Here is an 11,555-nt window from a genome sequence, read left to right as displayed (position 1 = left end):
GACCCAGCCCTGAAGGACTGGGCTAGACAAAAGGGGGCTTCGCACTGCGACGTGGCTCTATTTCTTATGATCGCCGCACCAGGCCTAAAGGCCTGAAGCAGAAACAACCTGGAGCAAGCATGAGCCGTGAGCCCCGGCAGGGGCGGCAAGAAAGTAGCCCACGGCGCGAGCCGTTGGTTGCGATGGTAGATAGAAACGATCAGCCCCGGTAGGGGCGAAAGAAAGACTCACGAAGTCCCAATTCTCTTTCGCCCCTCCCGGGGCTTGGCATTTCATCTACCTGTGTACCCCGGGCTTGCGCCCGGGGCTACTTTCTTATCGCCCCTGCCGGGGCTGAAATACTGGAACGGGAATCCGTATTTGCCTGAACACCACTGTTCGGATGGACGAATCGTTCCGCGACTAATGGCCCGGAGGGCAACACCGTGAATAGCCGTAGGTGGAACCTACGGACAGATTGGACCCACATCTCACCAACCCCGCGAGGGGTTGTCCATCTGCCGAACTGGTCAGCTCCTCCGGGGCTGATACATTAATGGGGAACCTTCCCGTAGGTTTCAACCTGCGGTCGACGACACTCACCACCCCACCGGCCCTGACGGGGCCGTACATATTCGGATGGCGGTCAACCCCTAGCCGGGGTTGCATACAAATGTTGAGATGGAACCGCAACCCGCAGGTTGAAACCTACGGCTATTCACGGTCAGGCCCTTCGGGCCTGCGCTCAGGATGACAACACTTTTCTCCACAATTTTCCCGCCTATATTTATTGACAGCGGCCTTTACGTTCAGTAACATCGGTCTCACTGAGACCTCGGCGGAAGCCGCCAGATGGCAAATGCCCGAAGAGAAGAAAGGTGAATCCCATGAAGGAACAAGCAGGCAAGAATGAAGGCGCGGGCGTGCCCCAGAATGGTGCGCAGTCTACTCCACAGAATGGCCCACAAAACGGCGCCCAGAATCCCAACGACCGCCGCGACTTTCTGAAGATGGCCGCTGGTGGCGCTGCTGCCGCCGCTGCTTCCATGGTCGCGCAGTCCACGCTGGCCAGCGCGCAAGTCGCCGCCAAGCCCGCCGCCGAGCCTGCTGCTGATGCCACCGAGCACGCTGAAGTTTTGGTCGGTGAGCGCGGCGGGGCGGACTTTATGACCGACGTGCTCAAGACGCTTGACTTCGAGTTCGTCGCCTCCAATCCGGGCTCCAGTTTCCGCGGCCTGCAGGAGTCGCTGATCAATTACGGCAAGAACGTCGCGCCCGAGTGGCTGACCTGCTGCCACGAAGAGTCGTCGGTGGCCATGGCCCACGGCTATTACAAGATCGCCGGCAAGCCCATGTTGATCTTCGCGCACGGCACGGTGGGATTGCAGCACGCCGCGATGGCGATCTACAACGCTTACTGCGACCGCGTGCCGGTCTACATGATTCTGGGAAATAGTTTTGACGCGGCAACCAGAAGGCCCGGGGCCGAGTGGTACCACAGCGTGCAGGACTGCGCCGCCATGGTGCGCGATTATACGAAGTGGGACGACATGCCCGTCTCGCTGACGCACTTCGCTGAGTCCGCCGTGCGCGCCTACAAACTGGCCATGACCCCGCCCATGGGTCCCGTGGCGATTGTGGCCGACTCGGATTTGCAAGAGAAGCCCATCAGCCCGAATGAAAAGTTCCGCATCCCCAAGCTGACCATCCCGTCGCCGCCGCAGGGCGATACCGGCGCGGTGGCCGAGGCGGCCAAGCTCCTGGTGAACGCCGAGTATCCGGTGATCCTAGCTGATCGCGTGGCACGCACGCCGCGCGGCGCGGAGTTGCTGGTGGAGTTGGCCGAGACACTGCAAGCTGCCGTGAATGATGGCGGCGGGCGCGTGAATTTCCCGTCGCGGCATCCGCTTGCCTCCGGCGGCAACGTGCGCAACGCCGACGTGATTCTGGCGCTCGAACACAGCGACATCTGGGGCGCGACGAACTCCATGCGCGACCAGTTGCATCGCAGCGCGTCGTCCAACACCAAAGCGGGCGTGAAGGTCATCACCATCTCCGCCTCCGACCTCTACATCAAGAGCAACTATCAGGACTTCCAGCGTATGCGCGAAGTAGACATCGCCATGGCCGCCGACGCCGAGGCCACTCTGCCCGCGTTGATCGAAGCGGTGAAGAAGCTCATCACGCCGGACCGCCGCATTTTCTTTGAGGCTCGCGGCAAGAAGATCGCCGAAGCCAACCGTCTCGCCGCCGAGCGCACCAAGCAGGAAGCGGCGTTGGCCTGGGACTCGAGCCCCATCAGCACGGCGCGGCTGGCAGCGGAAGTTTGGCAGCAGATCAAGACCAAGGACTGGTCGCTGGTGGGCGGCGGCGGATGGGCCAAGCGACTGTGGGACTTCAACAAGCCCTACCATCACAATGGCGGCTCGGGCGGCGCGGGCGTAGGTTACAGCTCACCGGCGGCGGTGGGCGCGGCGCTGGCCAACAAGAAATATGGTCGCCTCAGCATCAACATCCAGAACGACGGCGACATGATGTACGCCCCCGGTGTGCTGTGGACCGCGGCGCATCACAAGATTCCCATGCTGAACATCATGAACAACAATCGCGCCTATCATCAGGAAGTGATGCACCTGCAGCGCATGGCCAACCGTTATGACCGCGAGATCACCAACGCCAGCATCGGCAACGAAATCGCCAATCCGAATATCGACTACGCGAAGCTGGCGCAGAGCATGGGCTGGTACGCCGAGGGACCCATCACCGATCCCAAGGAAATTGGCCCGGCGCTGAAGCGCGCCATCGCCGTGGTCGAAAAGGGTCAGCCGGCGCTGATCGATACGGTTGTGCAGCCCAGGTAGTGCAGCCGGGATCAGAGCCCCGACGAATCGAGGAGAGACGAGTGATGAACCAGATGAAGAAAACTCTTTCGGGAACCTCGCTGCTGGTAGTTGCCGCAATGATGGGCACAGCATCCGCCCACGCGCAGGCTGCGGCGGCTCCCAAGGGCGACGCCGTGGCGGGCAAGAAGCGGTTCTCCGATGTGGGCTGCTACCAGTGCCACAGCTATATGGGACAGGGTGGAGCGGGAGCGCGGCTCGCGCCAAACCCCATTCCCTTCGCCGCATTCATCAAATACATTCGAGAGCCCAAGGGTCAGATGCCGCCTTATACGGACAAGTATCTGAAGGACACGGATGTGGCGAATATCTACGCCTATCTCCAATCCATTCCCAAGCCGCCGGATTGGAAGACCCTGCCCGAGCTGAAGGACTAGCTAAAGAATCCCGTACGGATCAGAGCCCCGACCGCCAGGGAGGGGGCACGCTCGAAAGTGGTCAGTACCAGTTGTCCGAGTGATTCCCGAAAGTAAGCTCTATTCACAGGTCTTGAATCCCTTAGTGATGAAGGTGCCCCCTCCCTCGCGGTCGGGGCTCTGATCCGCTCGTTTCCTCGCAATCGGGTAAATTCCCTGTGTACAATCAAGGATTGAGCGAACGATTCATGACCCGAATTCTGGAAATACAAAACGCGACCATTTACCGGGGCGAGAACCTGGTCTTCGAGCGGCTCAACCTGCGCATCGATGAGGGTTGCCACACCGCCCTACTCGGCCCCAACGGCGCGGGTAAAACCACGCTGATGAAGCTGCTGGCGCGTGAGGTTTATCCGGTGCTTGCACCTGATAGCGCGGTGCGCATATTTGGCAGCGAGGACTGGAACGTCTGGGACTTGCGCGCGCATCTGGGCATCGTCTCCGGCGATTTGCAGCAGGAGTATCTGCCGCACACCAGCGGCCTCAAGGTAATTCTCTCCGGCCTCTACTCAAGCATTGACCTGTGGCCGGGCCAGGTGCCCACGCCAGAGCAGAGGACACAGGCGGAGCAAATCCTTCAGGAACTCGGCGTCAGCGAACTGCGCGACCGCCCGTTCGGGGAGATGTCCACGGGACAGCAGCGCCGCCTGCTGCTGGGGCGCGCGCTGATTCATCGCCCCGCCGCGCTGCTGCTCGACGAGCCGACCACGGGTCTCGACCTGAAGGCCTGCTTCCAATATCTCCAGACTGTGCGCGAATTGATGCGCGCGGGGACGACGGTGATACTGGTAACGCAGCATATTCACGAGATCCCGCCGGAGATTGGCCGCGTGATCCTGCTGCGGCGCGGCGCGGTAGTGGCCGACGGCGCGAAGGACACGGTGCTGTCCAGCGCGCGACTGAGCGAGTTGTTTGATATTCCGGTGCAGGTTGTAGAAGCAGACGGCTTCTATCAAGCGGTGCCACGAGAACCGGTGAAAACGAGATGACTCAACTGCATGAGCAAGCCGATGAGCGCGCACGCCTTTTGAAGGGCGCGCGGCGCATCGTGGTCAAGCTCGGCACCTCGACCGTAACGGATCGCGAAGGCGGCATGTGCCGTGAACGCGTCGAGCCGATTGCCCAGTCCATCAGTACGCTGATGAAGTCAGGGCGTCAGGTGATTCTGGTGTCGTCGGGCGCCGTGGGCCTCGGTCGCGCGTGGCTGGGATTGCGCTCCTCGCGCAAACTGGACGTGGTCACCAAGCAGGCCTGCGCCGCCGTGGGACAGAGCCTCTTAATGAACGCGTATAAGGAAATGTTCGGCGCATTCGGCGTGAAGGTGGCGCAGGTGTTGCTCACCGAGTCGGACTTCGCGGTGTGGCGGCGCTACTCGAATTTGTGCCACACCATCGACAAACTACTGCAGTTCGGCGTGCTGCCCATCATCAATGAGAATGACACCGTCTCAACCGCCGAGTTGCAGGCCATCGCCGCCGGCGGACGCACCGCCGCATTCAGCGACAACGACCGTCTCGCCGCGCTGGTGATGAGCGGGCTGGAGGCCGATGCACTGGCGTTGCTGACCAACGTGGATGGCCTGTTGAGCAAAATGCCGTCGCGCGGGGCAGGCCATAAGAATGCCGCACCCGCCGAGGTGATTTCACTGGTAGTCGAGATCACGCCAGAGTTGCGCAAACTCGCGGCGGGACCTTCCGGCGGCGGACGCGGCGGCATGACCTCGAAGCTCGAAGCGGCCGACATCGCCATGCGTTGCGGCGGCACGGCGGTGATTGCCGATGGCCGAATGCCGGGCGTGCTGGATCGCGTGTTCAAGGGCGAGGCCGTCGGCACGGCATTCCTGCCACGCAAGAAGATGAAGGGCAAGCACCGCTGGATCGCCTTCGCCGCCGACGTGCAGGGCTGCGTCATGGTGAGCGCCGCAGCGAAAGCCGCACTCAATGAAGGCCAGACCAGTCTGCTGATTTCAGGCGTCGTGCGCATCGAAAGCCGATTCGCCGCCAAGGACGTGATCAGCATCGTGGATCGCCAGGGACACGAGTTCGCGCGCGGCATCGCAACGTGCGCAAGCGACGAAGCCGAAGGATCACTCGGCGGCAAGAAGGGCTGGGCCGGCAAGGGCGGCGGCTCGCTGATCGTGGTTCGGCGTGATAACATCGTGCTCATGTAGCGGGCATGATGTGATTGGTCGGTAGTGGGTCAGTTCGACGTCAGGGCATGGCTAGCCATGCCGAACCGACTCGCCACAGCGGGTGGCTTTAGCCCCTGAGGCGCCGCCCTCAGCGGTTAAAACCGCTTTTAGCATTCGCTATTACGGCACGGTTGAAACCGTGCCCTGACGTTTTACAAATTTGAAATTGACCCTCTACGGATAGTTCTTCAGGAAATGATATGACTCCCGCGACCGGCGCCACCACAATTTCCACCGTAGAGCAATCCGTGCGAGAGATCGCGGCGCGCGCGAGGGCCGCATCGCGGCGGCTGGCGCGGATGTCGAATGCCGTGCGCAACGAAGTGCTGCTCGCCGTGGCCGACGGGCTGGAGCAGGCATCGGCGGAGATTGTGGCGGCCAACGCCATTGATTGCGCCGCCGCGGAGAAGGAAGTCGCGGCGGGCAAAATGTCGGCGCCAATGCTGAAGCGGTTGCGCGTATCCAACGCTGGCGTGCAGGAGATGGCGCTGCGCGTGCGCGACGTTACTCGCCTGCCCGATCCGTTGGGCCGCAGGCTCGGCGCAACAGAGTTGGATGACGGACTCGTTCTGGTGAAGGAGTCCTGCGCGCTGGGCGTCATCGGAATTGTATTTGAGTCACGGCCCGAAGTGATTTCGCAAGTAGCCTCGCTCACGCTGAAAAGCAGCAACGCCGTGATCATGAAGGGTGGATCGGAGTCGGCGCATACCAACGAGGTAATCGTCAACGTGTGGCGCACGGCGCTCGAGCGCTTCCCCGCCGTGCCATCGGACGCCGTGCAGAGGATCCGCTCGCGCGAGGAGTTCGCGCAGTTGCTCACGATGGATCAGGATGTCGATCTGATTGTCCCGCGCGGCTCCTACGAGCTGGTCCATTACGTGATGCAGAACAGCCGCATTCCGGTGCTGGGACACGGCGAGGGCGTTTGCCATGTCTATGTGGATCGAGCCGCCGATCTGGAAAAAGCGATTTCGATCACCTTCGATTCCAAGGTTCAGTATCCGGCGGTGTGCAATGCCGCCGAGACGCTGCTGGTGGACGAAGCCATTGCGGCGAAATTTCTTTCGCCCATGATGGCGCGATTTAGCGAGGCGAAGGTTGAAGTGCGCGGCTGCCCGAAAACATTGGTTGTTCTGAAGGCGAGTGGTGGCGACATCGCCGCGCTGAAAGCCGCGACGGAACAGGATTGGCGGACGGAGTACTCGGATTTGATTATCTCCGTGAAAATCGTCACGGGACTCGATGAGGCCATCGAGCATATCAACCGCTACGGATCGAAGCACACCGACGCCATCGTTACCGAAGACACCGGCGCGGCGGAGCGCTTCCTGAACGAAGTGGATTCCGCGGGAGTCTATCACAACGCCTCGACGCGCTTCGCCGATGGCTTCCGCTATGGGCTGGGCGCGGAGATCGGCGTCAGCAACGGAAAAGTCCACGCGCGCGGGCCGGTGGGGTTGGAAGGATTAACGACATACAAATGGAAGCTGCGCGGGCACGGCGACGTGGTGGCGGACTATGCCTCGGGCAAAAAAAGTTTTAAGCACCGGGTGATTGAGTAGGAGCTAAGGAAAGTAATCCGCACTTGGTCGTTCCATTGGTCCGCTTGCTGACGCGCGCGGCACTGTCACAAAAAATGCCCGCCAAGGCAGTGAGCGCTGCGCTGGCGGGCGTATCTGTTTTGAACTGGTTACTTCTATTCAGCGGCGGCCAGACTGAAAATCGCCGAGCCGCCGTTCCTTCCTAACAATCGAATTGAGGCCGCACCATCAAACAGAGGCGGACTTCGCTTCTGCCTAGAACTGGTTCCAGAGGTACTGGTTGTAGACCTCGTGGTGGAACTGCACTTCCTGCGTCTTCACAATGCTGCCCAGCAGACGCGGGCAGCGGTCGGCGGAGGCCTGTTTCAGGTCCGCAAAACGGCCCTTCACCTCGCTGCCGAGCATCTTCGTGGTCCAACTGGCTTTGTTGAAGTTTTCCATGGCGGTGTAGATGTTGTCCGGCAGGTAGCGCTTGGCCTGGCGCAGGTCCTTGATCTTGGAGGTCTCGCCATCGAGGCCCGTCTTAAACACCGAGTACAGTACCATGTAGGGATTGGCGTCCGGACCGACCGAGCGGACTTCCACGCGCATCGAGCGGTGGTTGCCGATAGGGATGCGCACCATGGAGCCACGATCCACTGCCGAGGCTATGATCTGATTGGGCGCTTCAAAATGCGGATCGAGGCGGCGATAGGCGTTGACGCTGGAGTTGAGCATCAGGCAAATGTCATTGCCGTGAGTCAGAATGCGATCGACGAAGCCCCAGCCCATCTTGGAGAGCTTCTCCTCGCCCTTAGGATCCCAGAACAGATTCTTATCGTCCTTGCTGACGGAGACGTTGGTGTGCATGCCGGAACCGTTGACGCCAACGACAGGCTTGGGCAAAAAGCTGGCCGTGAGTCCCATGTTGCGTGCCACCTGACGGCAGATCAGCTTATAGAGCTGAATCTGGTCGGCAGCCTGTACGACTTCGCCATAACCGTAGTTGATCTCAAACTGCGAAGGAGCAACTTCCGGGTGATCCTTCTCATTCTGGAAGCCCATGGCGCGCTGCACTTCCGCTGAAGTGTCGATGAAGTTGCGCAGCGGATCGCCGGGCAGCGAATGATAGTAGCCGCCGGTGTTGACGTACTCGAACTTGCCGGTGTCATGATAGCTGCGCTCGGCATCCGGGCCTTTGAAGATGAAGCCTTCAATTTCGTTGGCGGCGTTGAGGGTGTAGCCGTTTTTCTTGAACTGCTGTTGCGAGTAGCTCTTCAGCACGCCGCGGATATCGCCGACGTAGGGCGAGCCGTCCTTGTCGATGACTTCTCCGAACATCAGGACTTTGCCGCCGCCAAACACATCGGAGGGCGCCCAGTAGAACGAACCCCAGTCCATGCCCAGGCGCAGATCGCTCTCGCGCTGCGCGGTGAAGCCGCGGATGGAGGAGCCGTCAAAAGTGAGATTGTCCCAACTGCCGAGCAGAAACTTCTTGTCATAGTCGAGCATGTGCAGACGGCCTTCGAGATCGCTGAACAGCACGGTAACGGCCTTGATCCGCTTTTCATCCTTCAAGTATTTCAGGCGCGCTTCGCGGATCACCTCGTTGGAAACGCGATTCTTGCGCTGCTCCTTGGCCTGAAGGTTAAAATCCTCCAACTCATCGTAGGAGAGCTCTAGAAAATTTCTCAGTTCACTCGACATCGATTGCTCCTCTATTCTTGGTTCACTAAAGTTAGTTCAAAAATTATAGCTGCGGTGGCGTCGAAACAAAAGAACGGATATTGTAATTGCCACAGAACAATTTGGCAATGAACAAGTTTGCCTTTCAGCTTCTCTTCCTGTGATAGCGCGGCGCGCAGTCGGGAAATCGCGCGGCGCCAGCTTCACAAAGTTGAAACTCGATATGTCACTCCGTAATTTGAGTTTAAGCAGGAGGTACAGTACTGTCAACACAAAACAGCGTTTTGCAACACATAATTAGCAATAATGTTATTTATAAATATTCAATTATCATAATTTGTTTACTAATATGCATTCAGTATCTCAATTATTCCACAGTATGCATATTATAAAATTCAAAGCTTCACTTCCGCGCAATCATAGCCTCCAATCTCGTCTACTTGCCTTATTTTACAATAACTTGTGTCCTCAGAATTACCTGACAGAGGGGCGTCGTCCCGGGTGTAATGTTTAAGGTGATTTTCGTTTCAAAACTCGTTTCAGAACATTGTCCGGATCAACCTGAAAACGCCGGCTGGCCACATCTCCGGGACGCGCGGCTTGGCCCGCTAAATGCAGTTCGCGCTGAAGTACATCTTCTAACCCTCGACCCTCAACCTGATGTAACGTGAAGGGCCGCCCCCACGGTCTGGTCTTGGTGCTTTCAGCTTTGCTAAAATAGGCCGATGCTGACTACATTAGCTGTTGCCAATTACCGTTCACTGCGAAATCTGGTCGTCCCGCTGGGACGCCTGAATCTCATTACGGGCGCCAATGGCACGGGCAAGTCTAGCCTGTATCGTGCGCTTCAGTTGCTGGCCACCACAGCGCAGGGAGGAGTCATCCCGTGGCTCGCCAATGAAGGCGGTCTATCCTCCACCTTGTGGGCCGGGCCGGAAAAGTTCAGCCGGGAAATGGTGCGTGGCAGCGCGCCAATCCAAGGAAGCCCACGGATGGAGCCAGTCAGCCTGCGGCTGGGATTCTCCAGTGACGAATATGGTTACGCCATAGACTTTGGGTTGCCTACCCCCGGCATGGGTTATTCGCCACGCAAGGCTTCCATGTTCTCTCTCGACCCAGAGATTAAACGTGAGTGCATCTGGCATGGCCCGCATCTGCGGCCATCCACATTGTTAGTGGACCGAAACCGTTCGGTGGTGCGCACGCGCAGAGAATCCGGCGAGTGGGAAGTTGTGGCGAACCACCTGGCAGGCTTCGAAGGCATGATGACGTGTATTGCCGATCCGCGCCGCACCCCGGAGATATTGGTCTTGCGCGACGCCATTCGCGGCTGGCGATTCTACGACCATTTCCGCAGCGACCCGCTAGCCTCCGCCCGAGCACCACAAGTGGGCACACACACACCCGTGCTCAGCGACGACGGGCACGATCTTGCGGCGGCCATTCAGACCATCCGTGAGATTGGCGATGGCGCCGAGCTTAACTCGGCGGTCCACGACGCGTTCCCGCGCAGCAGTCTTGAAGTCGAGGATATCGGCGGGCGGTTCATCCTGAAGATGCGCCAGCACGGCCTGCTGCGCCCACTCACCGCGGGAGAGCTTTCCGACGGCACGCTGCGCTATCTGCTATGGATTGCGGCGCTGCTCACGCCACGGCCGCCAGCCTTGCTCGTGCTGAACGAGCCGGAGACCAGCTTGCACCCCGATCTGCTTCCACCTCTTGCTCGCCTGATCACCCAGACAGCAAAACGCACCCAGGTCGCAGTGGTCTCACACGCGGATGGGTTGATCTCGAATCTCAATCAGCTGAAAGAGTGCCGCTCGATTCGCCTTGAAAAACAATTGAGTGAAACACACCTCGCTGGACACGACCACTTGGCGGAGAAGCCGGCATGGCATTGGCCGGCACGCTAGTTCATTTTTACAGTTGGGGTAGCGGAACGGATTGTGTTTGGAGTCCCGTCAGGGACGAAAGAAAGTAGCCCACGGCGCGAGCCGTGGGTTAGGAAACCTAAAAGGAAGAGCAGCCCCGGCAGGGGCGAAAGAGAGGGAGCCGAAGCTCTTTCGCCCCTACCGGGGCTCGCCTCTTGTTCCCGTCAGTTACCCACGGCTCACGCCGTGGGCTACTTTCTCGTCGCCCCTGCCGGGGCTCAAAGCCGCTCTTCGGTAACCCTTGAAATGCTTTAGTTCACTGTCCAAGCGAAATAAATTCGTCTCCACCGCACTCCACGCAAAACAAAACGGCCGGGGATTGCTCCCCGGCCGTTTGCTTGAGACACGTTGCAGGTGAAACTACTCGCCGCCGCCGGAAGAGAACTCAGTGGCAAACTTGAAATTCAGCTGCGGACCGATGGGCTGGACTCCCAGTTCAGCCGCCAACTCCTTGCGGAGGACGGTTTCCTTGCCGCCCATGAAAGTTGCCAGCGGAAAGATGGCGGGAATTTCGGCCTCGGGCACCGTGAAGTAATCCTTGCTGAGCACCGCGAAGTCGGCGTACTTGCCCGGCTCGAGCGTGCCCATTTCTTTCTCCTTCAGGGTGAAGTACGAAGCCCAAGTGGTCATCATCTTCATCAGCTGGAAGCGGTCCACGGCCTCTTCCGGAGCCACGGAATCACCCTTGCTGTTCTTGCGGGTGAGGAAGTGGATCTGGTGAGCGAAGTAGGTGGGGCCGCTGCCGCTCTCGACGTTGACTTCGGACTCGGCGGTGGGCATAATCCCGGCTTTGATCATGCTGGCGATGGGACCGATGCGGTTAGCCTTGTCCTTGCCGTAGACATCCAGCCAAGTGTAGCTGCGGTCCAGGAACATGGGATCGCAACTGACCACGATGCCCAGGTTCTTGATGCGCGGGAGCTGCTCTTGAC

Annotated in this window: 8 protein-coding genes; 6 read left to right on the top strand and 2 right to left on the bottom strand. The window is 59.5% G+C overall.

Features of this window, described 5'->3' with window-relative positions; translation table 11 throughout:
• The first annotated feature begins 866 nt into the window (after positions 1-866).
• From EXQ56_02590 to EXQ56_02570, 5 genes are all read left to right on the top strand, one after another.
• Positions 867-2,840 carry a twin-arginine translocation signal domain-containing protein gene (locus EXQ56_02590; protein ID MSO19342.1) on the top strand — a complete coding sequence of 658 codons (1,974 nt, stop codon included), beginning with the start codon at positions 867-869 and terminating at the stop codon, positions 2,838-2,840.
• Between the two features lie 41 nt (positions 2,841-2,881).
• Complete coding sequence (locus EXQ56_02585) at positions 2,882-3,256, top strand: cytochrome c (protein MSO19341.1); 375 nt, start codon at positions 2,882-2,884, stop codon at positions 3,254-3,256.
• Positions 3,257-3,483: 227 nt separating this feature from the next.
• Positions 3,484-4,284 carry an ATP-binding cassette domain-containing protein gene (locus tag EXQ56_02580; protein MSO19340.1) on the top strand — a complete coding sequence of 267 codons (801 nt, stop codon included), beginning with the start codon at positions 3,484-3,486 and terminating at the stop codon, positions 4,282-4,284.
• Positions 4,281-5,465, top strand: a complete 1,185-nt coding sequence (proB, locus tag EXQ56_02575; GenBank protein MSO19339.1) for a glutamate 5-kinase — start codon at positions 4,281-4,283, stop codon at positions 5,463-5,465. The genes EXQ56_02580 and proB overlap by 4 nt, the downstream gene beginning before the upstream one ends.
• A gap of 221 nt (positions 5,466-5,686) precedes the next feature.
• Complete coding sequence (locus tag EXQ56_02570; GenBank protein ID MSO19338.1) at positions 5,687-7,048, top strand: glutamate-5-semialdehyde dehydrogenase; 1,362 nt, start codon at positions 5,687-5,689, stop codon at positions 7,046-7,048.
• Positions 7,049-7,282: 234 nt separating this feature from the next.
• Here EXQ56_02570 and EXQ56_02565 read toward each other — a convergent pair whose 3' ends face one another.
• A complete protein-coding gene (locus EXQ56_02565; protein MSO19337.1) occupies positions 7,283-8,713 on the bottom strand; it encodes a glutamine synthetase in 1,431 nt (476 codons plus the stop codon).
• A 704-nt stretch (positions 8,714-9,417) separates the two neighbouring features.
• On the opposite strand from EXQ56_02565, the gene EXQ56_02560 reads away from it, so the two are divergent.
• Positions 9,418-10,605: an ATP-binding protein gene (locus tag EXQ56_02560; GenBank protein MSO19336.1), complete on the top strand. Its 1,188-nt coding sequence runs from the start codon at positions 9,418-9,420 to the stop codon at positions 10,603-10,605.
• 378 nt (positions 10,606-10,983) lie between these two features.
• Here EXQ56_02560 and EXQ56_02555 read toward each other — a convergent pair.
• On the bottom strand, positions 10,984-11,555 hold a 572-nt coding region (locus tag EXQ56_02555; protein ID MSO19335.1), incomplete at its 5' end, for a hypothetical protein.

The organism is Acidobacteriota bacterium, assembly GCA_009691245.1.
Lineage (GTDB): Bacteria > Acidobacteriota > Terriglobia > 2-12-FULL-54-10 > 2-12-FULL-54-10 > SHUM01.
Note: the sequence above shows the minus strand (reverse complement) of the source record. Positions and strands in the feature narration are given on the sequence as shown.